The 26,563-nt window shown below is 61.4% G+C and carries 21 protein-coding genes; 7 read left to right on the top strand and 14 right to left on the bottom strand.

Annotated features, from left to right (window positions below):
* Positions 1-68: 68 nt before the first annotated feature.
* Positions 69-1,424, bottom strand: a complete 1,356-nt coding sequence (locus WAB17_RS04165; protein ID WP_435418771.1) for a lipopolysaccharide biosynthesis protein — start codon at positions 1,422-1,424, stop codon at positions 69-71.
* Positions 1,421-2,611, bottom strand: coding sequence for an O-antigen ligase family protein (locus WAB17_RS04160; RefSeq protein WP_435418770.1), 1,191 nt, complete (start codon positions 2,609-2,611; stop codon positions 1,421-1,423). The genes WAB17_RS04165 and WAB17_RS04160 overlap by 4 nt, the downstream gene beginning before the upstream one ends.
* A 526-nt stretch (positions 2,612-3,137) precedes the next feature.
* Here WAB17_RS04160 and WAB17_RS04155 point away from each other — a divergent pair.
* Both WAB17_RS04155 and WAB17_RS04150 read left to right on the top strand, forming a co-directional pair.
* Complete coding sequence (locus WAB17_RS04155) at positions 3,138-4,475, top strand: pectate lyase family protein (RefSeq protein WP_435418769.1); 1,338 nt, start codon at positions 3,138-3,140, stop codon at positions 4,473-4,475.
* A 4-nt stretch (positions 4,476-4,479) separates the two neighbouring features.
* A complete protein-coding gene (locus WAB17_RS04150) occupies positions 4,480-5,709 on the top strand; it encodes a glycosyltransferase family 4 protein (RefSeq protein WP_435418768.1) in 1,230 nt (409 codons plus the stop codon).
* Here WAB17_RS04150 and WAB17_RS04145 read toward each other — a convergent pair.
* The 5 genes from WAB17_RS04145 to WAB17_RS04125 form a co-directional block, all read right to left on the bottom strand.
* Positions 5,681-6,919, bottom strand: coding sequence for an outer membrane beta-barrel protein (locus tag WAB17_RS04145; protein ID WP_435418767.1), 1,239 nt, complete (start codon positions 6,917-6,919; stop codon positions 5,681-5,683). The genes WAB17_RS04150 and WAB17_RS04145 overlap by 29 nt on opposite strands.
* Positions 6,919-7,383: a polysaccharide biosynthesis/export family protein gene (locus WAB17_RS04140; RefSeq protein WP_435418766.1), complete on the bottom strand. Its 465-nt coding sequence runs from the start codon at positions 7,381-7,383 to the stop codon at positions 6,919-6,921. The genes WAB17_RS04145 and WAB17_RS04140 overlap by 1 nt, the downstream gene beginning before the upstream one ends.
* A gap of 143 nt (positions 7,384-7,526) precedes the next feature.
* Positions 7,527-8,417, bottom strand: coding sequence for a sulfotransferase family protein (locus WAB17_RS04135; protein WP_435418765.1), 891 nt, complete (start codon positions 8,415-8,417; stop codon positions 7,527-7,529).
* Positions 8,414-9,664 carry a DegT/DnrJ/EryC1/StrS family aminotransferase gene (locus WAB17_RS04130; RefSeq protein WP_435418764.1) on the bottom strand — a complete coding sequence of 417 codons (1,251 nt, stop codon included), beginning with the start codon at positions 9,662-9,664 and terminating at the stop codon, positions 8,414-8,416. Before WAB17_RS04130 ends, WAB17_RS04135 begins: the two co-directional genes overlap by 4 nt.
* A complete protein-coding gene (locus WAB17_RS04125) occupies positions 9,661-11,796 on the bottom strand; it encodes a polysaccharide biosynthesis protein (protein WP_435418763.1) in 2,136 nt (711 codons plus the stop codon). Before WAB17_RS04125 ends, WAB17_RS04130 begins: the two co-directional genes overlap by 4 nt.
* Positions 11,797-12,142: 346 nt before the next feature.
* Here WAB17_RS04125 and WAB17_RS04120 point away from each other — a divergent pair, with 346 nt between their 5' ends.
* From WAB17_RS04120 to WAB17_RS04105, 4 genes are all read left to right on the top strand, one after another.
* On the top strand, positions 12,143-13,339 hold the full coding sequence (locus WAB17_RS04120; protein WP_435419328.1) for a glycosyltransferase family 4 protein: 1,197 nt from the start codon (positions 12,143-12,145) through the stop codon (positions 13,337-13,339).
* 58 nt (positions 13,340-13,397) lie between these two features.
* Positions 13,398-14,246, top strand: coding sequence for a methionyl-tRNA formyltransferase (locus WAB17_RS04115; RefSeq protein WP_435419327.1), 849 nt, complete (start codon positions 13,398-13,400; stop codon positions 14,244-14,246).
* The gene (locus WAB17_RS04110) at positions 14,243-14,929 is read left to right on the top strand and encodes a PIG-L deacetylase family protein (protein ID WP_435418762.1); all 687 of its coding nucleotides are present in this window, start codon (positions 14,243-14,245) and stop codon (positions 14,927-14,929) included. The genes WAB17_RS04115 and WAB17_RS04110 overlap by 4 nt, the downstream gene beginning before the upstream one ends.
* Positions 14,930-15,146: 217 nt before the next feature.
* Positions 15,147-15,872, top strand: coding sequence for a LuxR C-terminal-related transcriptional regulator (locus WAB17_RS04105; RefSeq protein ID WP_435418761.1), 726 nt, complete (start codon positions 15,147-15,149; stop codon positions 15,870-15,872).
* 465 nt (positions 15,873-16,337) lie between these two features.
* On the opposite strand, the gene WAB17_RS04100 is transcribed toward WAB17_RS04105, so the two are convergent.
* Genes WAB17_RS04100 through WAB17_RS04070 form a run of 7 tightly spaced genes read right to left on the bottom strand, consistent with a single transcriptional unit; the run spans position 16,338 to position 24,010 of the window.
* A complete protein-coding gene (locus tag WAB17_RS04100; protein WP_435418760.1) occupies positions 16,338-16,922 on the bottom strand; it encodes a 3,4-dihydroxy-2-butanone-4-phosphate synthase in 585 nt (194 codons plus the stop codon).
* A complete protein-coding gene (locus tag WAB17_RS04095) occupies positions 16,922-17,497 on the bottom strand; it encodes an NADPH-dependent FMN reductase (RefSeq protein ID WP_435418759.1) in 576 nt (191 codons plus the stop codon). Before WAB17_RS04095 ends, WAB17_RS04100 begins: the two co-directional genes overlap by 1 nt.
* The gene (locus WAB17_RS04090; RefSeq protein ID WP_435418758.1) at positions 17,494-18,993 is read right to left on the bottom strand and encodes a glycerol-3-phosphate dehydrogenase; all 1,500 of its coding nucleotides are present in this window, start codon (positions 18,991-18,993) and stop codon (positions 17,494-17,496) included. The genes WAB17_RS04095 and WAB17_RS04090 overlap by 4 nt, the downstream gene beginning before the upstream one ends.
* Before the next feature lies 1 nt (position 18,994).
* Complete coding sequence (locus WAB17_RS04085; RefSeq protein WP_435418757.1) at positions 18,995-20,086, bottom strand: LLM class flavin-dependent oxidoreductase; 1,092 nt, start codon at positions 20,084-20,086, stop codon at positions 18,995-18,997.
* Positions 20,086-21,000: an aldo/keto reductase gene (locus tag WAB17_RS04080; protein WP_435418756.1), complete on the bottom strand. Its 915-nt coding sequence runs from the start codon at positions 20,998-21,000 to the stop codon at positions 20,086-20,088. The genes WAB17_RS04085 and WAB17_RS04080 overlap by 1 nt, the downstream gene beginning before the upstream one ends.
* On the bottom strand, positions 20,997-22,007 hold the full coding sequence (locus WAB17_RS04075) for a LacI family DNA-binding transcriptional regulator (protein WP_435418755.1): 1,011 nt from the start codon (positions 22,005-22,007) through the stop codon (positions 20,997-20,999). Before WAB17_RS04075 ends, WAB17_RS04080 begins: the two co-directional genes overlap by 4 nt.
* Positions 22,004-24,010: an alpha-glucosidase gene (locus WAB17_RS04070; protein ID WP_435418754.1), complete on the bottom strand. Its 2,007-nt coding sequence runs from the start codon at positions 24,008-24,010 to the stop codon at positions 22,004-22,006. The genes WAB17_RS04075 and WAB17_RS04070 overlap by 4 nt, the downstream gene beginning before the upstream one ends.
* A 178-nt stretch (positions 24,011-24,188) precedes the next feature.
* Between WAB17_RS04070 and WAB17_RS04065 the strand changes: the two genes are divergently transcribed.
* On the top strand, positions 24,189-26,525 hold the full coding sequence (locus WAB17_RS04065) for a TonB-dependent receptor (RefSeq protein WP_435418753.1): 2,337 nt from the start codon (positions 24,189-24,191) through the stop codon (positions 26,523-26,525).
* Positions 26,526-26,563: the final 38 nt, after the last annotated feature.

The raw sequence follows: 26,563 nt of genomic DNA, 5'->3' as shown, positions 1-26,563 counted from the left end.
GAAGCTAATGCGATGCGCACGCGCCGGTCGCGCCTTTGAGGTCTTGCTCAGTTGAGGGCTGATCGCATTCATGAGGCCGCTGCCTGCCTGAAGTCACCCGACAGGCGCGCGGCCCAGAAGCAAGTTTCCAGGAGAATGACGGTCACCAGACCGAAGAGAATATGGGCGAAATTTGCCCCGAGCGGCCCGAGCGCTGGAATGAGCGCGAAGCCCGCAACGAAGAACGCAACCGTTGATATCGCCGCGATGACGAGAACAGTACCTGGACGATTCATCGCCAGCATGGTCGAACGCGAAGGAGCCGCCACCATGATCAGTCCGACGGCAACCAGCTGGGCGACGAGGAGGGGAAAGACGGCAACGTATTCTTTGCCGAACAGCCAACCGACGCCTCGCTCGCCAATCACAGCGACAATCGCTATCATCACGATGCCGATCGCCGCCAGCGACAGCTGCGTCTTCGTCTTGACCGACTTGACGCTGTCGAATTGACCGCGCGCCCACATGCGGGCCAGATCGGGGTAGATTACCGTCTGCACCTGTTGCCCGATCTGCTGGGCCACCTTGGCGAAGCGCTTCGACAGGTGGTAGAAACCGGCCATCGAAGGCCCAGCCAGCGCGCCGACCAGCAAGGTGTCAGCTTCCTGCGTGGCCGTCCGCAGCGCGCTCGAGGCATTGGTCGACCATGCGAAACGCATGAAGCCAGGGAATTGACCCAACAGTCCACGGACCTTCGATTTGAGTGGATTGCCGACACCCAGATCCTTCAGGGCTCGCGCGGCGAGGGCGGCGAAAAGCATTGTGTCGATAAGCTGTGCGGCGACCCAGATAGCCAGGAAAACGCCAATGGATGCGTCAAGCTGCCATGCAGTGACGGCCAACAGAATTCTCAGCGCTGCCGAAAATATCTGGAAATAGGCCAGCACTTTGAACTTCCCGGCCATGCGCAACGCAGCCGTAGGCATGCCGCGGATATTGAAGGCGATGGCGGGTGCAAAAATGGCCAGCAGGTAGAAGTACGAGCGGTCAAGCCCGAGTGTTGGCAGGATGAGGTATCCGACCCCTAGCATCAGCGCTGCCGCGAGCAGTGCACACGCTATGTCGAGCAACAATCCCAGCAGAAACAGCTGCGACAAGGCTCGTGGCTCGCCCTCAATCTCGGGCTGCGTGCCGAAGCGGATGATCGGTTGCCAGCTTTCAAAGCGGATGAGCCGCTCAAAAATGCGACCGGTCGTAAGGATGAGGGCGAGCACCCCGTAGGACTCCGGGCCCAGTGCGCGCGCCGCGATCGCTGTGCTTGCCGCCATCAGCACTGCAACCGCCATGTTACCGCTCAACAGGTGCAGAATGCTGCCCAATCGGGACCGGAGCATCCTGTTCTCGGTCGATTTTGAATCCTCGCTGACGGAAACGGCTTCACTCATGGGGACAACGGGTTCTTGTGGTAGCCCGCAAAGGCCGGATGACGCGCCAGATAGGTGCTCATCGCCAGCAGGACTGGCAGGATCCAAATCCGAGAGAACATGTGCGGGATCGAGAAGGTGTAGATGTTGAACACCACGACTGTGGCCAGGATCAATGCACCTTCAATTCGACTTCGCGCGGCGACCAGGAACGCCACGCCGAACATTGTCAGCAGCAACATGATGACGCCTGCCAAGGCGATGAATCCGCCCTCGTTCCAGATCAGCAGATGAAACTCGTGCACCGGTGTGCGGCTACTGCTGATCTTGCGCATCCGGTCCACGCCCACGCCGACGATCAAGTGATCTCCGGTAAGTTCCCACGCTTCTGCAATGAGCGCAGCCCGATCGGTAAAGGTACCAGCCTGGTTGAGATCGCCGGTAGTTACTGCACCGGCGACACGGTCCTCAAACGGTTTTGGCAGCGGCAACCCGGACATAAGGAACAAGGCAGCGCATATCCCACCGACAACTGCGGCCCGGAAAAGCAGACCGACCCCGCGTATGGCGAGATAGATGGCAATTGCGACGGCGGTTGCGGCAAATCCGGTGAACGATCCGCTTGCGAGAACTCCCCAGACCAGAAGCCCTCCACAGATCAACCCAATGCCCAGCGGCAAAATGCGACGCTCGAGAGAATAGATAAGCATCGGAGCGGCGAAGGCGACCATCGCCCCGTTCCAGTTCATCTCACCCGTCATCGCTCCCAAACGGCCATTGCCCGCGAGGAAGTTGGGGCCCATGACCGCAGCGATTTCACTTTGCTCGAACACAAGGCTGGCAGAAATGCCCACCAGCTGGGAGATCGCGATCCCAACGACGAAAAGCGCTGGCAGTTTGCGCATCGTCGAGACATCCTGACCCATGAAGATCATCGGGATCAGCAGGAAACCGAAGAGGTATTGGCCCCCGACTATCAACCAACGGTCAACACTTCCGTGGACAACGCTGCCGAGAAGAAGCCCCAGCAACATCAGCCCGATCCCACAGAACCAATATGGTGAGAATTGTCCGAATGGCCTGCTGTTCAACTGCCTTCTGGTCAGCATCGCCGCTAGCACAACGATCAGGAAAAGGTCACTGACCGTAAGGTTGATCTCTCCGATCCGCAGCAATGCCCAGCCGCAGAAGAATACTGCTCCCATCATCGCGCCGCGAACCAGACGGGGGGTCGTTGAGTTCGCAAACGGCACATCTTGCGTTGAAGCCTGCGGAGACTGCATTCGATCATGCGGTTGGTAACCCGTCGACGATGTGTCTCGAGGGAAAATCGCGCTGGCGTTGTCCTGGCTCTTGCTTCCAAGCATGGCGCATTGTGTACCAATGGCTTGCATGGGGTCTCAACGACTTATCCGTGAAAGGACAGGCGATTAAGGGTTAGGCATTTGCGGCAAAGGTGTGCGCCCGCTTATACCAAAGAAGCCTTGCGCTGTTGTCGGGGGTGGCGAGAATGCTGGTACGATTCGAACCTCCGCAAGGTCGGCGTGGCCTGCTTCGAGCTCGAACTGCCTGAAATCGCGTTGGCGCGCTGTTCAAGGTGGATGGATGCCAGCAGCCGGCGTTGCTGGAATCGGAAGTGCGTAGCATCCCATGGGACAAGCGCTCCGATTGGGAGGCTTCGATTTTTAAGCCCCGGAGAATGTAATGCGTATATCGTTGGTCCGGGCACTCCTCATGACGGCGGCTCCTTCCATCGTTGCCGTTGGATTGACGCTGTCGGCTTGCGCCCAGAAAGTAGTGGCTGCACCTCCGGGTGCGCCGCGGCCTGTCGCAGGTGAGCGCATGTTTTCAGGAGCGATCGGCTATGGCGCGGCATCTCTGGGGGGCGCGGGAGGCAAGATAATCTATGTCAGCAACCATAATGATGCAGGCCCGGGTTCGCTGCGCGAATGCCTGACCAGTGAAGGCAAGCGAACCTGTGTCTTTCGCGTGGGAGGTGTATTTCGATTCACCACTACCCCGCCGATCATCAGTGACCCTTACCTGACGGTCGCGGGACAGACAGCGCCCGGTGGCGGCGTGGTGATAACCCATGGTGGCGGCAGCCAAGCACGGACCCCAATCGTGATCAAGCGCACCCATGACGTGATCATTCGCCACGTCCGGATACGTCTCGACCGACTGAGCGGCAATCGCGAAAGCGATGATGGAATTACAATCGAGGACAGTCACGACGTCATAGTGGATCATGTCAGCGCGAGCTGGGCCAGCGATGAGCTTGTCAACGGTTTTGCCGACAATGACCGGATCACGATCAGCAATTCGATTTTCTCGTACGGTATTCCCAGGCATGACAAATGCGCGTTGCTGTCGAGCGATCCGACAGATGCTCAGAATGTCAGCTTCATCGGCAACATCTGTGCCCACAACGGTGATCGCAATCCCGACATCAATTTTCCTCCCGGTTCATGCGTGGAGGTCATCAACAACGTTTTCTATAATGCCCAATCACAGTTTGCCGAAGTCTGGGAGAGCTATGGCGGAACCCCGGTTTCGATCGTGGGAAACAGCTTCATCGGCGGGCCCGATACGACCAAAAGCGCGCAAGGCATCGTGCGAGAGATTATCGGCTCTACCGGCCCCGCGAGCATATATCTTTGGCAGAATGCGTTTTCCGGCAGCTTTGACCACGTTACCGCCTCGGCTAAAGATGCCCTGGTCGAAAATCCGCCGTGCCCGCTTACGATCGCCCCGGCGACCGCCGCCAATGCATACGATTCCGTGCTGATGAGCGCGGGCGCCTGGCCTCGTGACTCCATCGACCGCACTGTCGTGAGTGATATTCGCCGCGGTACCGGAAACATTGTCGAGCGACCTGGAACATTTGTCGCGCCATGGAGCGAAGAAGCGTATCCCGATCAAGATCGTGACGGCATGGACGATCGTTGGGAGCGAGCACATGGCGCGGACCCTAAGGTCGCCGATCCTTGGGGAAATGCGGATAAGGACGCCTATTCCAATTTCGAGAATTTCCTCGCCGATCGCGAGGAAGCCCTGCGATCGGCAAGCTGAGGCAATGCCGTCAACCGAACACTTGCTGGCAAGCAGTGGCGCGAAATCGGGCGTTGCGCCGACTACCGTGTGCTACCCGTTATCCGGCGACAGCATCGGCGGCAGCCATCACTCGTTACGCGGTCTTGTCGAGGACATCGACCCTGCGCGATTTCGCATACTTATCGTACCTGAAGTGCCCGACGGGAAGATCGCAGCGTTTTTTGCAGGTTTCGAGCAGATTCCCGATCCGGCAAGGCCGGAGAGCTCGTTCATACCGAACGAAAAGTTCAATCCGGCCAAATTCGCCAGTACCTTCGCGGGGCTGCCTCAACGTGTCGCAATGTTGCGCGAGCAGGGAGTCGACATCGTGCACACCAACGACGGCCGCTCCCATGCCACTTGGGCTCTGGCGGCAAGACTGGCGGGCGCGCCGTTGCTGTGGCACCATCGCGGCGATCCGGGGGCGATGGGACTGCGCTTTCTTGCGCCAATCCTTGCCAGCAGGGTCCTGACCGTTTCGAAATTCTCGTTACCGACCGGCGGGATATTCAGCGCGGCGCACAAGGCCGAGGTGGTTTTCAGTCCGTTCGACACGTCGCTGACTGCAGATCGCGTGGCAGCGCGGCGTCAAATCATCGTTGCCGCCGCGCTGCCCGAAAATGCTCTGATACTGGGATATTTCGGAAGTTTCATCGATCGCAAGCGGCCCTTGCTTTTCGTTGACGCGGTGAAGGAACTGCGTCGCCACCAGGCCCGGCCCGTCTATGGCCTGATGTTCGGAGAGGCAGAGCAGCCCGAGATGGCGCAATCCCTGCAGACGCACATTCACCGATCGGGAATGGGACAGACGATACGATTGATGGGATACAGAACCCCGGGACATGAGTGGATCGCCGGATGCGATGTTCTTATCGTGCCGGCGACTGGCGAGCCTTTAGGCCGGACACTGGTCGAAGCAATGCTGGTGCGCACGCCGGTAGTTGCAACACGGTCCGGCGGCAACCCGGAGGCGCTTGCCAACGATACGGGTTGCCTCGTTGATCCAGAAAGCCCGGAGGCACTGGCCAGTGGCGTATTGAAATTACTTGCCGATCCGATCGAGACGAACCGGATGATTGACCGGGCAGAGCAGTCGGCGCGTGAACGCTTCTCGAAAAAACGCCATGTCGCTTCGGTTACGAGGGTCTACGAAGAGCTGACGCAATGCCGCCCCACCCGACGCGTTAGAACCGGAACCTCGCTGACAGGCTGAAACGAAAGCGCTCGAACTCTTGCGAAGGATCGTCGCTCGTCCTTTGGGCGGCGCTGGCCTCCGCGATCAGGGAGAGGCGCCGGTTTGCAAGATATTCGATTCCTATATTGGTACCGACGATCTCCTCGGAAATACCCGAACCGACAAATCGCGACTTAAGCCATCTCGCTCCGATGCGACCGTACACGTTGTGACGCATCTCGAACTGAGTGGTAAACGCAATCCTGGAATCGGTACGCGACTGCGCGCCTTGACGGAAAGTCGCTACGTCACCGTTGAAGCCCTCGAGAACAAACGCGAGACGACGCGTCGGAAGATAGGCAATCGACGCGTCCGCAGAGAACCCGGTTCGCGCGGCAATGGACGGATCTTGGGGGTCGAACCTGAATATACCGAGCCGCAAGCGCCCCCTCAGCCGTTCGCTTTCGTCGATGTTTATACCGATCTGGCCGCCGTAGGTCGAGGCATCACGGTCCGGAACCAAGAGGCTCGCTTCCTGACGGAAGTCGCGCGAATTGACGAAGCCGGTGACTGTCGCAGAGAGTGGTCCGCTGACCCTGTAACCGATTGTCGCCCGACCGGCGAAGGTCTGGAAATCGCGATCATCGTCGAACGGCGATACGGCGTCCATATCACTAAAGGAGGCCTCCAGGTTTAACTGGATGGGACCTTCGTTGCGGCGATAGGCGATCGCCGCAGACGTTTCGTCCGTCAATCGAGGGCCTGGCCCGGCCAGAAGACGGGCTTCGGGATCGCCGCGATTTTCTTTGAGCCGTGCGTATCCGGCCGACAGGCTGAGGCGGTCGCCAACTCTCGGGCTGAAAGAGATCAGTCCGTTTGCGCCGTAGGTATCGGAATTCTCGCTGGAAAAATCGAAAAAGCGCGAGAACTCACCGAAACCATTGAGCTGGAGGCTCAGTTTTTGGTCTCCAACTCTCGCATTCAACTCGGGTCGAAGGACCACTTCAATATCACTGACTTCCGTCCCCTCGGGACTTGCGATGACATTGTCATCATATGTCACTGCCGCGATAATTTGCGGTCTGAGAGCCACCGGGCCCACAGTTTTGGCCTCTAACCTGTAGTCTGTGTCATCTCCGACCAGAAGCGGGGCGATCGTCGCTTGTGCGAGTACGCCGGTTGACGAGAAGCATGTGGCGCAGACGGCAATTCCGGCGAACAGCCGCCATTTGAAAAGCTTCGTGTTCATCAGAACCAGCTCTCAAGCACGCGGATGCGATCGCCGGGCAAGAGCAACGCGTCTTCTCCTGCCACGCTTGTTACCTCTCGGCCGTCCATCGAACGCGTGATCGCTACGGTTCCGGTCTTGGCTCGATAGGTGTAGCCGCCCGCCATGGAAACTGCGGCGAACACGGTAAGTCCTTGCCTGTAGGTAAGTTCGCCCGGCTCCCGTACTTCGCCGATGATATAGATTGGCCTGAGATCCAGTGGCTGCACAGTGACGGCAGGGTTCTTGAGGACATCCTGCTCGATCAGCCGTCGTGCGATAACGTCTTCGATCTGCGCGTAGGTCAGGCCAGCGACCTTGACCTGCCTGATAAGCGGTATCGAGATAGATCCCGTCTCGTCCAGCACATAGTCCCCTGCGACTGCGGGTAAATCTTGCACGGCAATACGCAGCTTGTCGCCAGGCGCCGCCTGGATTTCAGCCACGCCAGCATTTGCGAGCGGCGGAAGATTTGCCAATGCTGAGGTGCACCCGCTTGCAAGCGGCATAAGCGCGATTGCAAGAAGGATCGTGACCGTTTTCCTAATTGAGATCATCGAAAATCCCCTTCCCATTCCGAGTTGCAAAATCACGCGATGAGGGCGGTCCGGCGGAAGCGACTGTCGGTCACTCGGCTGTGTTCCCCATCCAGATCCGGCGCTATCCAGGTCGACAGATCGCGATCCAACATCTTTCCCAGATCTTCTACGTCTCGCGAGTAGAAGCCAGCGAGAGATTTCCTGAGTTCCCCACTAAGGGGCGGATAGACCATTTCCTTCGCGAACTGTGCATGGGTGCGCCGGAAGATGGCTGAATTTCGAAACGGACGGGCAATCGGCTTGAACGGTGTCAGGATTTTTCGCAGCGGTAAGGGCAACAGTTGCTCACTGCTGTTGTTGAACTTGCGCGCAACGATCTCGGATTCGACCAGAGGCTGCGCGCCCAGATGATCGTACACCGCAACAAGTGTTTGCTCGGGCCGAGTGCGTACGTCCTCGAATGTGAAGACCAGAATGTTCTCTCGGGGAAATAGCTCCAGCCAACGACGCAAATGCTGTGCGTACAGACCGTCATGCAGGAATCGCGGGAATGGATTGTCGAGTGACTTGAGGTAGTCTTCGGGCGGCCCGGTCACCGTTCCACGACGATACAGCATCTTGTAGTCGGAATAGGCACGATCCACCGGATTGCGCAGCTGAAGGATCAGCTTCGCATCGGGATAGATGCGGCTGATCCGCTCTGCCGCTTCGGGCTTGGCGAGATAGTCGGCAGTCTTTTCGCCCCACAGGGTGCCAGGCTTCTTCGTCGCAGGGAATAGCGAAGAATACCACTTCCAACCTCGATCATACTCGCGAGTGAAAAAGTGTGGTTCGATCTCGGGTATTGCGATGTCGGGGTGATGCTGGAGCTGCGCCTGCAGCCAGGTCGTCGCCGCCTTGATCGCGCCGATCACGATGAAGTCGAGTTCCGGCTTGTTCATGCCAGTGCTCCATGTCGCGAAACGCGGTTCAGCGCGTCTGCCAGAGAGCGGCCGAACCAGGCAGTACGCGCGTCATCGAGGGTATGATCGACCTGGAACATGATCGTCTCCTTGGCCAGACGGGCGGCATTGGACAGATTGCCATCGCGGCGGATCTTCAGACCGTCAAAAGCCTTTTCGCGACTCATGTCGGGGCAAGAACCGCTCCCGCATTGGATTCCGTTGGCTTGCAACGCTCCGATGATGTCCGCACGCGAAACGCCCGCGGGCAGCTTGTCGAGGTCGAGGCGGATGTAGCACTTGTAATAGGCGTGGCGGGCAGCTTCCGGCAGGGGTATCAGCTTGACCGCGGGGTGTCTCGATGCCTCGCCAAGCAGAGCGCCGGCATTTTTGTCTCGGATGGCAATCCATTCATCGAGCTTGGCGAGCTGACGGCGGCCGATCGCGGCCTGCACTTCAGTGATGCGGAAATTGCTGCCGAAGCTGTCGTGCAGGAAGCGGTATTCGCCCGCCGGCCCATTGCCTTGCCCGGTAAGGCGATGGGGATTTTTCCCATGATCCTTGTACGCCCACGCCCTTTGCCAAGCTGCGTCGTCTTTCAAGACCAGCATCCCGCCTTCACCGCCGGTAGAAATGATCTTGTCGGTGCAGAACGAAAATGAGCCGGCGTCGCCAAAGGAACCGACCGGCCGGCCGCCCCATTTGGCTCCGTGGGCCTGTGCACAGTCCTCGACGAGGAAAAGGCCGTTCGCCGATGCAACCGCACAGAGCCGGTCCATGTCGCAGGGTTGCCCTGCCAGGTGGACGCAGATGATTGCGCGAGTATCGGCACTGATCATGCGGATGACCGAATCAGGATCAATGTTCTGGGTCGCCGGTTCCACGTCGGCAAAGACAGGGAGCGCGCCAACGGCAACGACTGCGCTCGTGGTCGCGAAAAAACTTCGTGCCGGGACGATCACTTCATCGCCCGGTCCGATCCCCAACGCGCGAAGCGCTAGCTCAATTGAGACAGTTCCATTAGCCACTGCAATAGCATGCGGAACCCCGACATAGTCAGCGAATTCATGCTCGAATGCGCGCGTTTCGTCCCCATGGACAAGCGAGTTTACACGCCCTGACTGCAGCACCTTCAATGCAGCGGCAATCTCGTCGTCTTCGTGTCTTGGCCAGGTGGAAATCACTGCGGGCGGCAATTCCGGTTCGATCGAAACGATTGGCCTAATGGTCCCTGCTATCTGCATCATGACAGACTAACCTCCTCTGCAGGCGTTGACTTGCGCCGCCACAACGACTCGGAATTGGCAACAAAACCAGCCACTGTCGGGGAGTTGCTCGGCAGGTTGGTGAGATGGTGAACAATCCTGCGGACATTTGCCTCGTTGCCCTTCTCGATCTCGACCCCGATTTCCTCGATGGCGCGCGTAATCAACGGCAAAGGAATAGGATGCGATTGGGCCTCGAAGATGCCGGGGATGGCCGACGCCTGCTGCTGTTCGCAACTGTCAAACAGCTCTTCGAAAAGCTTTTCGCCGGGACGCAGGCCGGTGAATGCGATCTCGATGTCGACATCTGGTTCAAGGCCATGGAGCCGGATCATCCGTCTTGCGAGTTCGACAATCTTTACCGGTTCGCCCATGTCCAGCACCATGATCCGGCCACGCGGTGCGTTGTCTTGTAGGGCCCTCGAACTGCTTTCCAGAATCAATTGCACGGCCTCGCGTACGGTCATGAAGAACCGCTCGATATCGGGATGGGTGACGGTCAGCGGCCCACCCGCAAGCAGTTGCGAGGTAAACAGGGGAACCACCGAGCCCGATGATCCTAGCACGTTGCCAAACCGCACAGTCATGAAGCGCGGTGCATCAGGATCATCGACACCGCATAAATCAAGTGATTGGGCATAGAGTTCGCCCACGCGCTTGCTCGCACCCATGATTCCGACGGGATTAACTGCTTTGTCGGTGCTGACCTGGACCATTGCCCTGGCGCCGAATTCGCAGAGCGCGTCGGCAATGTTCTTGCTGCCGATGATGTTGGTATGGGCGCTGGCGCAGGGGTTGGCTTCCGCAATCGGCACATGCTTGATCGCTGCCGCATGATAGATGATCGACGGTTCGTGCTTCTTAAAGACCCGTTTGACTTCGCCGAGGTTACGCACGTCGCAGAGTGACATGAAGACTTGAATGGCGGGAAAGTTCTCCCTGATCTGCTGTTCTATCTTGTAGAGGTTGAATTCGTTGTTATCGAGCAGGACGAGCCTGCCGGGCCGGAAGCCCGCCAATTGCCGCGCCAGTTCCCCCCCGATCGTTCCTCCGGCTCCGGTCACCAGCACGGACTGGCCGGCAATCTGCTGTGAAATCGCTCCATCGCGAAGCTCGAACTCGTGCCGTTCCAGCAACTCCGCAGTCGAAAGTCGATCGATCGCGGAAGTGTTGGTCCTGCCCAACAGATAGCCCCAATCGTCACCTGCCTGGACGATCTTGATGCCGAGATCGCGCACCCGGCGCCTGATAAGTGCGATGGCCCGCGCGCTAAGGTTGACCGCATCGTCGCAAATCATCACCGTATCTGGCCGGCGACCTTGCTGCTCGAGTGCAATCACGGCAGAGAGCACGTGCTCGGGAAAGCCGAGCACGGGAATGCCATGGATCTGGCGGATGGGCCCTTCCGTCTCCGGCAACAGAGCGCCAACCACGGCGATCGGGGATTTGCCGTCTGTCGTTGTGATCCTGATTATCGATTCGACCCAGTCCGCACGACCCACCAGGAGTGCGCGATCGCGGTTAACCGGGACGGCTCCAGAAACGCCTCGATTTGCCAGCATGAAGTAAGGCAGTCGCCGTGAAGCGCGCCGCATAACCCGAAGGAATTGCATTGCAACGAACGCAAGTGCCAGGTGCAGCGTCGCGACGAGGAGAATTTGGTTCGGGTCGGGCACCTCGGCGCTCCACCATATGCCGAACCAGATAGCGGTGAGGGCCACCGCCACATTCGCTCCCATAGTCAGGCAGTCGGCCAGCGATGTAAATCGCCAGCTCCTCCGGTAAAGACCCCCGAAAGACATGATGGCGACGCCTGCGACCGCCACGGTCATGACGAGGACGATCGGCGATACGACGTACCCGCCAGACAACTGCAATTTCCTGATCAGCGGAAGCAGGAGCACCAGCGATCCAGCGACGGCCAGGAAATCAAGCGTCATGACCCCGACCAAGCGGATCGTGCGGCGCCAGCGAAACGTCGTGCCGATCCCGAATTTTCTGGTGCAATAGCGCGCGAGGCGGGTCAGGCGGCCCGCGGAATGATCGAATTCGTCAGGGGTGCTTTCGGCACCCGTTCCATCTTCGGGGTTGGAAGGGATCGTGGCAGCGCGCATCGTTTACCCGCCTGTGAAAACACCGGGAGAAAGTCCCGAGACAGCGTTGGATAAATTGTAGGAAGCCGCTGCGCACCTGCGCATCGAGGCGATAGCCGTAAGGGCAGCAAGCCAAGCCGCTCCCACCCAAAAGTGGAGGCATGCATTGCGGAAGGGTAGGTACACCTGGCTCGGAAGTGACGCGGGCTGTCGCCATAGACAAGGTATTATAATCCTTGTGTGACCAGATCTGCCTTTCGCCTATTCAACCGATTGCCGTCTTACCTTTCGCTCGCCGCTGGGGCAGTTACCGTTGTGCCGGCGAACGTCTACGGCCTCCCAAGGAAGGGGAATCGCATTGAAGATCGTGGTGCTTTCCAGCCTGGCCTTCTCCTTGATAAACTTCCGAGGAAAGCTGCTTCAAGCGATGCGCGATGCCGGCCACGAGGTCGTCGCGGTCGCCCCGGACGACGATACCGCTGTCCGCGCCAAACTGTCACGAATGGGGATTACCATGAGGCCGGTCCCTATGGATCGGACCGGCACCAGCCTCTTTGCAGACCTCTCCACCATTTCAGCCTATGTCAGGTTGCTCCGCCAGGAGAAGCCGGACGTCGTGCTGGCGTACACCCAGAAGCCCATCATTTATGGCGGCCTCGCCTGCCGCATTGCCGGGGTCAGGCGCTACTATGCGCTTATGTCCGGATTGGGCTATCTCTTCAGCGAGGCTGCGAACGATCGGCCGATCTTGCGCAGCCTGTTCTGCCGCCTCTACAGAGCGGGCCTTAAGTCGGTCAGAAAGGTGTTCGTATTCAATTCCGATGATCGCCAAGACATGATCCAGGCTGGCATACTGGACGCTTCTTCACCAATCCTGCAGGTTCCCGGGTCTGGGGTCGATCTAGAGCGGTTTCGCAAGGCGCCTTTGCCTACAGGGACTGTCCGTTTCCTGATGATCGGCCGACTGATGCGCGACAAGGGTGTCTGGGAATATGCCAGGGCTGCCGCAATCGTCGCCGCGCAGCATCCCGAGGTGGAGTTCTCACTGATCGGCCGGCCTGAATCGAGCAATCCTACCGGACTTGGTGCGGCAGAACTTGCCGGGCTGAAAAATGACTATCCGGTCACCGTGATCGACGAGACTGACGACGTACCGACTTTTCTCCGGCAGTGTCATGTCTTCGTCCTTCCGACCTATTATCGAGAAGGGCTGCCGCGGACCATACTGGAAGCGCTGGCCGTTGGCAGGGCGGTGATCACAACCGAAGCGCCCGGCTGCCGCGATGCGGTGACCGACGGCGTCAATGGATTTCTGGTTCCGCCAAAAAACGTCGAAGCGCTTGCCGAGGCCATGCTGAAGCTGGTGCGTGATCGCGAAATGCTTGCGCGAATGGCGGATCGATCACGCAACCTCGCTGAAACGGTCTACGATGTGAAACTGGTCAACCATGTCCTGTTGAGCGAGATGCAGCTATTGCCCGACCAACCCATCGATTTTCCCCACAAGGTTGCGCGCCTCGGGCGCAAGCTCGAGCGGCACGCCGGCCTTGGCGGAGCGGCGTGACCAGATGCGCATTGCGCTAGTGGGAGCCGTCGAAAGTACGCTTTGCGCGTTGAAGGCCATGATCGATGTGGGCAACGCGCCGGTAGTCGTGGCGACTCTGCTGCCCGAATTGGCTGGGCGGCATTCCGATTTTGTCGATCTCAGGCCGCTGGCCGATGCGCATGGTATCCGGGTTGCCCATGTCCGCAACATCAACGATCCCGCCGCACTCGCACAGATCTCCGAGGTCGCCCCTGATTTCATCTTCGTGATCGGCTGGTCGCAAATCTGCGGTCCTGAACTCATGCAGCTCGTATCTGGCAGGGTAATTGGCTACCATCCGGCTCCTCTACCCAGAATGCGCGGCAGGGCGGTTCTGCCGTGGACCATCCTCAACGAAGAGAAGATCACCGGAGCCACACTGTTTTGGATCGATGACGGGGTCGATACCGGGGATATCCTCGAGCAACGCTTCTTCCATGTCGCGCCGCGGGAAAATGCTAGAAGCCTCTATGACAGGCACATGCTTGCACTCGATTCCATGATGCGAGACGCACTTTCCGCGATCGCCGCTGGCAATCCGCGCAAAGAGCGTCAGTGCGAGGACTATGCCACCTATGCTGCTCGACGGCGTCCGGAAGACGGCCTGATCGACTGGAGCTATCCAGCGTGCGATATCGACCGGCTGGTAAGGGCAATATCGCATCCCTATCCCGGCGCCTTCACGCATTGTGCCGATGGCCGGTTGATTGTGTGGAAAGCGCAGCCGATCGACAGCGGACGCCACCACGGTGTTCTGGGGCAGATCGTATACCTGTCGAGCGAACATATCGACGTAATAACGGGGCAAGGCATGCTGCGGATCGAAGAGTGGGAACTTTCAGGTGGCGCGGCGCTCCGGCAACACATGGTGCTGGGCGCCAAATGACGAATTCTCTCGCCCATTTCGGCACAGTTCTCGTGATCGCCCCGCATCCGGATGACGAGGTTTTGGGTTGTGGTGGGACAATTGCACGCCTCGCCGATAACGGACACGAGGTGCATGTTGTCGTCGTAACCAAGGGTTACGAGCCCGCTTTCCCGTCCAGCCTGGTGCAGGAGGTTCGAAACGAGCTTTTAGAAGCGCACCGAGTACTCGGCGTAACCCGTTGCCACTTTCTCGATCTTCCGGCGGCCGCATTAGACACCTTGCCCGGCTCGCAGATAAACGCGGCGATTGGCGGCCTGGTCAGGGAGCTGGCACCTGACACCGTATTCATACCCTTCGTTGGGGACGTGCACAGGGACCATCAGCTGGTGTTCACTGCCGCCCTGGTTGCGTCCCGTCCGCGAGCGCTCAACGCGCCAAGGCGGGTTCTTGCTTACGAGACCCTGTCTGAGACAAATTGGGCTGCTCCGGGAATCACGGAGGTGTTTGTTCCGAACGTCTATGTGGATATCGGTACTACGATTGACCGCAAGATCGAAGCATTCGCGGCCTTCAAGAGCCAGGTTAAGCAATTCCCCGATGAACGATCGCTTCAAACGATACGGGCTTTGGCAACGGTCAGAGGATCGACCGTCTACCGACAGGCTGCGGAGGCATTTGTCCTTATCCGTGATGTGATTTGACCGACTCCGCCCTTCGAGTCCTGCTGCGCAAAAGTGTGCCAATTTAGGACTTTACAATTCGACTCGATTGCGGTTTACTATGAATACCTAAAAAGGGGCAAGTGAGTCTGGTTAACAGACAAAGGCGCCGACAATCACGTTCCACTAAGGTGTGAATGAGGTTGTCCAATAAAAGCATATCTTCGGGTCGCAAATGAAAGCTCGAGGAGGTAATGCAATGCGCAAATGGGCGCCTATTACTATCGCAGTGGTCAGTGACAACGCGCTAGATCGCGAGGGGATGAAGCGAATTCTCGAAGGTGATGAATTTACAGTTATTGGTTCACATCGATCGAGCGCCGCTCTGATACAGGCCAAGGACCGTATCGAGCCGCAAATCATTGTACTCGATATTGGTGACGAAGAGAGCGTTTGCTCGCAAGTGGTCGCCCTGGAACGGGCCATGTCCCAATCGAAAGTGGTCGTTTTGAGCCGCGATTTCGATTTCGACATGATGATCGAGGCATTCAGGGCTGGTGCCGATGGTTACATCGTCAAGCGTATCGATTGTGAGCCTTTGATCGGATCCCTGAGACTCGTTTTCCTGGGCGAGAAAGTGATGCCGAGCGAGTTGGCGCAAGGACTACCACGCCGCTGGAACGGCGGTTCGCTTCCGACATTGTCCGAACGGGAGGTCGTATCGCTGCTGTCCGACCGTGAAATCGAAACCTTGCGGTTCTTGATCCTCGGTTCGCCCAACAAGGTCATCGCTGGTCACCTCAATATCAGCGAGGCCACCGTGAAGGTTCACGTCAAGGCGATCCTTCGCAAGCTGGGAGCGCAGAACCGTACGCAGGCTGCGATATGGGCCGTCAACAACGGTATCGAGCTAAAGCCGACCGAAGTCCATGCGACACTTACCACCAACAGCCCCGAACCTGCCATTACGATGGCCCTCGGTTAACGGCCCGTAGAGAGAAAGGTCGAACGATGTGGCAAGAATCGTTGCCGCAGTTTTCGACCTTCCGAACGTGGACCGCGTCGCTTGCGTAGATCTCGACAGGCTGGTCGCAGCGACAGAACGCCGCCCTATCAGCTGTTCTCGCGGCCGAGCAGGTCCAAGGGACGGCTAACCGTGCCGCTACGTGGTCGATATGTTTGAGCCAGCATGCAGCACTGCGGTGCAGGCTTGATCGTCACCTCTAGGCCTGGTCCTGGTGGGTTGGGTTGCCGGGAACCACGGCTTTGTTTCCATATCATCCATGCCCGCGTTTGCCGGCCCGGGACATTACCTTTCCGGTCGACATCGCTTTCAGGATCCATCGACTTTGCCAGGGCCTATTTCCGCCAAGGAAGGGCGAACCCGAATAACCACTACTGTTCCGGGTGATCCAGCATCGTGTTCCATTCGATGCTAGGCGAGCGAAAATCAGGCCAGAAGTCCGATATCGGCCACCGCAAGCCCGTGGTCTGCCTTGAGCTCGGCGATATCGTCGATCCGGGCCATTTCCCCATCGTCGCGCATGATTGAGCAGATGACCGCTGCATCGCCGACACCTGCGCGGCGGCACAGGTCGATCGACCCTTCGACCGCCGACATGCGCTCTCCCACACCGCCGCTGCGGGCGATCAGGGGGAAGACATGGCCGGGGGAGACGAGATGATCCGCCCGCGCGCCTTCGGCCACCGCGACCAAAATCGTCTGCGCCCGGTCGGCAGCGGAAATGCCGGTGGTGACGCCCTCCGCGGCCTCGATCGAATTGCCGAAGGGGCGCTCGGTCTGGCGTTCGGAGGTCGGGTTCATCAGCGAGATACCCAAGCGCATCGCCGCTTCGCTGGTCAGCGTGAGGCAGATAAGGCCGCGACCATGCGTCGCCATGAAGTTGATCTTCTCGGGCGTGACCATGCTGGCAGGCGTGCAGAAATCGATATCGCCGCCGCGCAAGCGGTCGCCGGTGAGGACGATGATTTCGCCGCGTTTGAGCGCTTCCAGCGCCGCATCCAACCCGCTCATCAGGCCTTCCCCGCCTGGGCCGCGAACTTGCCTGCTGCCGAGATGACCTGCTCACCCACCAGCTGCAGTTGCAGCCGCGCGCGGTCATCCAGGCATTCGCCTTCGGGCGAGAACAGCCCGCTGTAGGTGCGCACCGTCGCCCCCATCGGGGTTGGCCAGCCGCGTAGCGCGTGGACGATCCCGCGCATGGTCAGCAGCGTGCCCATCGCTGCCTGGTCACCATAGGCGGTGGCGATGAGGCCGACCGGCCGCTCGTGCAGGTAGGGGCGCTCGTCCTTGGCGAGATCCTCGAGGTAGTCGAGCGCGTTCTTGACCAGCCCGGAGATGGTGCCGTGATAGCCGGGCGCAGCGATGATCAACCCGTCGGCCTGCCGCACTGCCTCGACCAGTTCGGTCCCGGTGTCGGCGGCGTGGCCGAGCCCGCGGTAATGCGGCAGCGCGCCGATGTATTCGGCTCCGAACACGGTTACCTCGGCACCGGCCTCGACCGAAGGGCGGGTCGCGTAGCGCAGCGCCATTTCGGTCGTACTGCCAGGATAAACCGTGCCGCCGATGGCGACGATGCGGAGCGTCATGCCGCGATCCTTTCGTTGAGATGTTCTTCCAGCGCCTGCGCCTCGGCGGAGGTGAAACGCAGGCCCAGCTTGGTCCGGCGCCACAATATGTCGTCGGCGGTCCGGGCCCATTCGTTGTTGGTCAGATGCTCGACCTCGCGCTCAGTCAGGCCATGGCCGAAGTGATGGCCGCAATCCGCCAAGCTCGCTGCGTCGGCAAGGATTTCGAAGGTAGTCTTGCCGTACGCATGGGCCATGCGACGCACGGTTTGACCCTCGAGGAAATGGTAGCGCGCAGCGATTTCAGTGACGATGGCGTCCACTGTGCCGATGGCGAAGTCGCCGCCGGGCAGGGCTTCCCTGGCGGTCCAGCCCGAACGTTCTTGCAGCGGCAACCGCTCGGCGAGGCGGTCGATGGCCTCTTGCGCCAGGTGGCGATAGACCGTCAGCTTGCCGCCGAAGATGTTGAGGAGCGGAGCGCCTTCCGCTTCGTCTGACAGCTCGAGCCGGTACCCGCGCGTTGCTGCCTCGGGCTTGCCCGAGCCGTCATCGATCAGCGGCCGTACTCCGGCATAGCTCCAGACCACGTCGTTAGGGGTGAGCTGCTGGCGGAAGAAGCGGTTGGCGCCTTCGCACAGGTAGGCGATTTCCTCGGCGCTGGCGGTGACATGGTCGAGCGGGCCTGTGTGGTCGGCATCAGTGGTGCCGACCAGGGTGAAATCCTCCTCATAGGGAATGGCGAAGAAGATGCGCCCGTCGGGCAACTGGAAGAAATAGGCGTAGTTGTGATCGAACAGCTTGCGCACCACGATATGCGATCCGCGGACCAGCCGCATCCTGTTGGCATCTGGCACATGGCCGGCTTCGAGTACCTTGAGCACGCCAGGCCCACCGGCATTCACGATGGCCCTGGCGTGGAAGGTCTCACCACCCGCGTGGATGCGCCAAACATTGCCTTCGCGGACGAAGCCGGCGACGCGACAGCGGGTGCGTACGTCGGCGCCATGGTTGGCGGCGTCGCGTGCGTTGAGCACCACCAGCCTGGCATCGTCCACCCAGCAGTCCGAATAGACGAAGCCCTTGGCGAATTCGTCTTTCAACGGCTGGCCGGCCGGGTGGTTGCGCAAGGACACACTCTCGGTTGCAGGCAGCAGTTTGCGACCGCCGATATGATCATAGAGGAACAGGCCGAGCCGCAGCAGCCAGCGCGGGCGCAGGCCACGCACATGCGGCAGGACGAAGCGCATCGGCCAAGCGATATGCGGGGCGATACCCCACAGCGTTTCGCGTTCGGACAGCGACTCGCGCACCAGTCCGAACTCGTAATGTTCGAGATAGCGCAGCCCGCCGTGGATCAGCTTGGACGAGGCGGATGAGGTCCCCTGCGCAAGATCGCCCGCTTCCAGAAGCAGGACCTTCGCCCCGCGCCCGGCGGCGTCGCGGGCCACGCCGCAGCCGTTGATGCCGCCGCCGATCACGGCGACGTCATAAGTGGTTGGGTTGGGGGTCTCGGTCATGTCAGAATGTCAGCGGTCCGTGCTCTATATGGGGCAGGACATGCCGCGCGAACAGGTCCGCTTCGGTCGTGTGCGGATAGCCGGAGAGGATGAAAGCCTCGATCCCCTCGGCCTGGTAGGCACGCAGCTTGGCCAGCACCTGGTCCGGGTTGCCGACGATGGCAGCGCCGCAGCCCGATCGGGCGCGGCCGATGCCGGTCCACAGATTGTCCTCGACGAAGCCGTCACCACCCGCCGCGCCGCGCAATTCGGCCTGCCGCTGGACGCCGTAGTTCTTGGCATCGAGCGATTTCTCGCGGATGGCCTTGCCCGCCTCGTCGTCGAGCTTCGACAGCAGCCGGTCGGCATAGGCTCGCGCCTCCTCCTCCGTCTCGCGCACGATGACATGGGCGCGGTAGCCGAACTTGAGTTTTCGCCCGAATTTCGCCGCCCGCTCGGTCAGGTCGGCGACATTTTCGCGAACCTTGTCCATTGTGTCTGGCCACATCAGGTAGACGTCGGCCGCTTCGGCCGCACATTCGCGGGCCTCGTGGCTGAGGCCGCCGAAATAGAACGGCGGGCACTTGCCGCTGAGCGTGGTGATCCGCGCCGGGTCGAGCTTCAACTGGTAGAACTCGCCGTCGAAGTCGAGATGCTCGCCGTTCAGAAGCGTGCGGACGATCTTCATGATCTCGGTCCCGCGGCGGTAGCGCGGACCGCTTTCCATCGCCTGCCCCGGCATGTCGGAGGAGATGATGTTGACGTTGAGGCGCCCTGCGGTCCTGTCGGCGTTCCATCCGAGGATCCGGTCGAGCGTGGCGATGCGGCGCGCCAGCTGAGGCGGCCAGTCCTCGCCCATGCGGGTCGCCCACAGCAGCTTCATGCGGCTGAGATAGGGCGCGACGGCGGCGGCGAACATCGTGGTGTCGACGCCCAGCTGGTAGCCGGAGGGGAGGAGGATATTGTCGAACCCGCCTTCTTCGGCGCGCAGCACGATGTTGCGGCAATGCTCCCAGCTAGAGGCAAGCTGCGGATCGGGCACACCGAGAAACTCGTAATCGTCGTCGCACAGCGCGGAAAACCACGCAATTTCGCATTGTAGATTGCCGGTCATCAGGGAAGCCTTTCACCACGCGCGGCGACCAGCACCGCATACCAATCCTGCCTCGTCCAGCGCATGCCGAGCGCCTGTGTGCTTTCGGCGATGCGTTCCGCGCTTTGCGAGCCGATGATGGGGACGATGCCCGCCGGATGCGCCATCAGCCAGCCATAGGCCGCGACGGACCGGCTCACGCCCTGATCGGCGGCGATGCGGTCGAGTTCCGCCGCCATGGCCTTGTCGCGCTCGCTCTCGGGCGAGAGCAAACGTCCGCCGCCAAGCGGCGACCACGCCAGCGGGGTCAGACCCAGCCGAATGGCCTGGTCCAACTCACCGTTCTCGAAGCAGTCGATCCGCAGCGGGCTGATCTCCGGCTGGGTCGCGACAAGGGGAATGTTCAGATAGTGACTCAACGCCTCGATCTGCTGGATGGTGAAGTTGGAGACACCCAAAGTGCGGATCTTGCCGGCGGAAACCGCGTCCTCAAGCGTGCGCGCCACTTCCTGCGGGTGGGCGAGAATGTCGGGCCGGTGGATCTGGTAGAGGTCGATCGTCCCAACCTTGAGCCGCCGGAGCGAGGCGTCGATCGCGGCCGAGAGATACTCGGCCGACTGGTCGTATGGTAGCGGCGGCATGATGCCGCCCTTGCTCGCCAGCACCATGCGGCTTCGCAGGGCTGGCTCGGCGGCCAGCACCTCGCCCAGCAGCGCCTCGGCGTCGCCGAAGCCTGACGATCCGTCAAAGCCGTAGATGTCGGCGGTATCGAGCAGCGTGATGCCCGCATCGAGTGCCGCGTGGACAAGCGCCGCAGCTTCGGCGGCGGACCGACCGTCCTCCGCCAGTCGCCACATGCCCCAGGCAAGCGGAGAGATGGCGATGTCGCTGGTGCCGAGGCGGCGCCATTCGGGTGGGGCGGGCAGAGTGCTCATTCATATCCCTTCGGTGGCGCGACGGAGGCGCGTTCGATCAATTGATGGGGCAGGCGTCGGTGGTTGATATCGCCGCCCGAGACAAGGATTTCGGCGGCGGTCCTGGCCAGTTCGGCCATCGGCTGGTGGATGGTGGTCAGCGGCGGATAGACCGTGCGGGCCAGAGGCGTGTCGTCGAAACCGACCACGGACAGATCGCCCGGTACGTCGATATCGCGCTCATGCGCCACCGCCAGCACGCCGGCGGCCATGTCGTCGTTGGAGGCAAAGATCGCCGTCGGTGGCTCGGGCAGGTCGAGCAGTTCGCCGCCCGCCTTGATGCCGCTTTCGACGTCGAATTCGCCATCGTGGACCAGCCCGGGCTCGAAAGCGATCCCGGCCCGGTCGAGAGCGCGGCGATAGCCGAACAGGCGCTCGTCGCTGGCCATGTGGTTGGGATGGCCTTTGATGAAGCCGATGCGGCGGTGCCCCTTGTTGATCAGCAGGCTGGTCATGTCGTCGGCGGCCTGGGCATCGTCCATGAAGACCGAACTGGTCAGCGCATGGTTGGTGCCGGGCGAGATGCGGACGAAGGGAATGTCGAGCGTGTCGAGCGTCGCCAGCACGGCCTCGCAATCGGTTACCGGGCTCGACAGGATGATCCCGTCGACATGGGTTTCCATCACTAGCCCGCGCACCTGCTCGCCCACGTCCGGATCATCGATATCGACCGGCTGGGCGATCAGCCGGATGCCCTGCGCCTTGCACGCGTCCCAGCATCCGGTCTGGATCTGGAACATGTAATAGGGGCTGTGATTGTCGTAGATCAGCGCCACCTGGTTCGACTTCGCGCCCGACAGGATGCGCGCCGCGACGCTGGGGCGGAAATCGAGTTCCTTCATCGCCCGTTCGATCTTCTCCCGGGTTTCGGCGCGGACATAGGGATGGCCGTTGAGGTGGCGGCTGACGGTCTTCACCGCCACCCCGGCGCGTTCGGCGACATCGCGGATATTCGATCGCTCGCTCATGCGGCCAACCTTTTCGCCAGACCTGCGAACAGGCCTGCATGCGGGCTGTCCGGACGATAGAAGACTGGCGGTGCGCCGATCGGGGCGGCAACTTGATGCGTGCCGGGCGCGAAGTCCTCAGCCGTCCAGCAATGGCGCCACGGCGAAGCTCCCGGCAGCACGACTTCGCGCCGGTCCGCGCCTTCCTCGATCACGGGCGCAACCAGTAGGTCGGGACCGTAAAGATACTGGTCCTGCACTGCAAACAGCGCGAGTTCGGCAGGATATTCGAGAAACAGCGGGCGTTGCAGCGGCAGGCCGGTCTGCGCGGCCTCGGCACTCAATGCGTGAACATAGGGCGCGAGATGCGCGTGCACCCGGCTCCAGCGGGCGAAGCAGGCGAGCAGTTCGGGCGTGCTGTCGTACTGGAGGTTGTCGTCGGGGCGGTTGCCCTCATGACTCCGCATCACCGGGGCAAAGGCGGCCAGTTCACACCAACGCATCAGCAGTTCCTCGGTCCGCACATGACCGTGGAGCGACGTGTAGCCGCCGCAATCGCCGTGGCTGTAGGCATTGCCGACCAGCCCCGCCGAAAGCGCTGCGGTGACGACCGTGCCAATCCCGTCATGCCGGGTGAAGTCGACGCACTGGTCGCCTGCCCATAGCAGCGGACAATGCGCCTGCACGCCCGAGAAACCGGCGCGCATGAAGAAAACCGCCTCGCCGGTCTTGCCCCGGCTGGCGACGGCGCGGTGATTCACCTCGGCCCATTGCACCGGATAGAGGTTGTGCGCTTCCATCGGATCGGACCCGTCGGCAAGGCGAAGGTCGGTGGGGAGATACTCCCCGAAATCGGCCATCCAGCCCATGATGCCCCGGTCGAGCATTTCGCGGCCGATGATCCGTTCGGCGAACCACGCGCGGGCCTCCTCGCGCGTGAAGTCGAGCACCCCGCAGTCGAACTCGCCAAAGTCGACCAGGTGCGGTTCGTCGCTATCGCGCTCCAGGCAGAAATGTCCGCCCGCCGCCGCTTCGGCGTAGAGCTCTCCATCGACCGCTAGATAGGGGTTCACATAGGCGAGGAAGCGAATGCCGCGTTCGGCCAGAGCAGCGATACGGGCCTCGATCTCTGGAAAGCGCTCGGCGCTGCGCCAGCCCAGATGCCAGTCCCAGAACAGGCGGCGCCCGAAGCTTGTCTCGCGGATCCCGGCCCAGTCCTCGCACCACAGCGCCGAGATGGCCGCGCCAGCGTCGATGAACGCCTCGAGCCGGTCGAAGCTGCTCGCGCCCGACTTGAGGCCGACGATTGCGCCCTCGATAGCCCAGTCGGGCAGTTCGGGCTGGCGACCGAACCGGTCGGACAATTGCGAGACAAGCGGCTTGGGCCCCTCGGCGGCGAAGAACTCGAACCGGGCTGAACTGCGCCAGACCTCGACCACGTGCCGCGACGGATCGGTGAAATCGAGGACGCTGTAACAGCTCTCGTTTAGATGCGCCGCCAGCCAGCGCGAGGTGAGGAAGGTCGGCTGCGGGTAATTGGTGGTCCAGTAATCGCCGCCCGCCATGCCCTCGGCGTCCATCAGCCGGGTCAGCTCGGTCGCCTTGTCGCGCCCGACGCCCGGTTCGCTGGTCCACATCGGGAAGCGGCGGCCATTGAGGGCGAGATAGCTCATCTGCTCCCCGCCGCCCCAGACGGCCTCGCCGGGCTCGGCATGGAAGGCGATCGTGATGCGGTCTAAGCCCGGGTCGGCTGCGGTGACGACGAGTGCAGCATGTTGCCACGCAAGGCGGCCGACGGTCTGCATGCCGAGCAGCAGGTCGACCCCGCCGTCAGCCTCTCGCCAGCCGTCGGGAGCGGTCTGGCTGGAAGGCTGGTCGGCGATGCTGAAATTGCCGCGCACCATCTCGATCTGCGGCGCGCCCCGCGCCATGACCACCGAGGGACATAGTTTCGTGTGCCGCAGCACGAGACGGCCGCCGAAATGCAGCTCGAACCCGTCAGTAATGGCGCGAAACGCCCACATGATGACCCGATGGCTCTCCCTCAAGGCAATTCTTGCCTCAACTGGAAGGCCCGATCAAGCAGCATATGACAACGCTTGACATACATGGCGCGCCAGCGCATTTTTCGCCCATGTCGGCCATGCGGTTGCGATGCGGGAGGAGCGTCGGGGCATGGCAGCGGCGTTGAGGGAGAGACACATGAGGAATTTCCGGAACCGCGCGACGCGCGCGCTGGTGCTGTCGACGAGCATGCTCGGCATGGTTGCATCCGCCCAGGCCCATGCGCAGGATGCCGACGAGACCGAAGGCGGAGGGATCGACGTGATCGTCGTCACCGCCCAGAAGGTCGCCGAAGATGTCCAGGACGTTCCGATTTCCATTACCGCCATTACCGGCGATCGCCTGGAACAGACCGGCACGACTAGCCTCGAAGGGCTGACCCAGCTCGTTCCGTCCGTTACCTTCCGCAAGGGCACGACCAGCGCCAACAGCGCCATTGTCATGCGCGGCGTCGGCACCATCACATTCTCGATTGCCGCAGAGCCGAGCGTCTCAACGGTGGTCGACGGCATCGTCCTGTCGCGTTCGGGCCAGGCCTTCATGGACCTGGTCGATGCCGAGCGGCTGGAGGTGTTGCGCGGGCCGCAGGGCACCCTCTTCGGCAAGAATGCCAGCGCCGGCCTCGTCAGCATCGTGTCCAAGGGTGGCACGGACGAAGTGGACGGCCAGTTCCGCGCGGAATGGTACGAAGGCAACGAATACCGGCTGCGTGGGTCCGTCGCCGGGCCGCTCGGCGGCGATCTTTCCGGCCGTATCACCGGGTTCTACGGGACCTATGACGGCAACATCAAAAACGTGTTCGGCGGCACGACCGAGGACGTCAACGGCTACGAACGCTACGGCGCGCGCGGCCTGCTCGACTGGGACGGCGAGGGCGGCAGCTTCCGCCTGATCGCGGATTATTTCCAGGCCGACGACGATTGCTGTGCCGACATCACCACGGTCAGCCGCGGTGCGACGCTGGATGCAGAACTGGGCCTGCCGGGCGGCGTGGCGCAGGGGCTCGACCAGCGCTATGTCAACCACAACCTCGTGACGCGCACGAAGGACAAGCAATGGAGCCTGACCGCCTCGGCCGAGATGGAGGTCTTCTCCGACTACACGCTGAGCGTCGTCACCGGCTATCGCAACTGGCGCAACCGCGAACTGCGCGAAGGCGATTTCCTGCCGCGCGCGATCGTGGGCACTGCGCAGCTGCATGATGACGGAACGGTGAAGACCGAGCAGCTTTCGTCCGAAATCCGCCTTGCATCGGATCAGAGCAAGGACTTCTTCTACCAGGTCGGGGCGTTCGCCTGGAAGTCCGACAACCAGCAGCTTTTCACCCGCGAAGTGATCAGCTGCGCCAGCTCCACCCTGCCGGTCGACCCGGTCAGCGGCGCGCGGCCCTGCAACCTTGCCGACACGGTCAACACGATCTTCCCCACGGCGACCTCGGTGAGCGACGTCAACTCGCGCAACCTCGCCCTGTTCGGGCAGGCCACCTGGCGCCTCAGCGACATGTTCGCGCTGACCGGCGGGCTGCGGTACACCTGGGACGATCTCGACTACATCCACACCCGCGCACCGGGCCGCAACAGGGTCACGGGCCTGCCCGCGACCGGCCCCGGCGTTTCGGGTAACCCGGCCGGAGGCACCATCGCCGGCGGCGGCAACGGGACCAACACCTCGCGCGGCGACAGCAGCAACGGCAATCTTTCGGGCAAGGCGGTGCTGCAGTTCACGCCGTCGGACGATGTGATGCTCTACGGCAGCTACACGCGCGGCTACAAGGGGCCGGCGTTCAACGTCTTCTTCAACCACACGGCGCCGACCAATGCGATCCCGATCGACGAGGAAACCTCAGACGCCTTCGAAATCGGGCTGAAATCGCAGTTCCTCGACAACCGCGTGCAGCTCAACCTCGCGGCCTTCACGGTGGAATACGACGGGTTCCAGGCCAACAACTTCGTGCTGCTCAACGGGGCGGTGGTGAGCAACCTGACCAATGCCGGCGTCGTGAAGAGCGAAGGCTTCGAAGCCGATCTCCTCGCCGTACCCGTCGACGGCCTGACGCTGCGCGCCAGCGCGGCCTATGCCGATGCGACGGTCAAGCGGTTCAATCCCAACCCGCTGACCAATGCGCCGGATGCCCGCAACGGCACCCAGCTGCCGCTCGCGCCGAAGTTCGTCTATACGCTCGGCGCGGGATACGAGACCGATCTGGGCGGGTTCAAGCTCTATCTCGACACCGACTTCCGCCACGTCAGCAAGCAGTTCTCCGATCTCGGCGAGCAGGGTCCGATCGATCCCTACGGCCTGTGGAACGCCTCGATCGGGTTCTCCGATCCCGACGACCAGTACCGCCTGACCTTCGTCGTCCGGAATATCACCGACGAAAGCTACGCCCTGCTCAATGTGAGCGCGGGCCAGCGCCTGCAGATCCCGCGCGATGCCGACCGCTATGTCGGTGTCTCGCTGCGGGTCGGCATCTGATGCCCGCAAGGGCCCTTCGCGGTCGCTAGCGAGGAACG

This window comes from Parerythrobacter aurantius, assembly GCF_045291475.1.
Classification (GTDB): Bacteria; Pseudomonadota; Alphaproteobacteria; order Sphingomonadales; family Sphingomonadaceae; genus Parerythrobacter; species Parerythrobacter aurantius.
The sequence above is the reverse complement of the archived record's forward strand: the minus strand, read 5'-3'. Positions and strand labels throughout refer to the sequence as shown.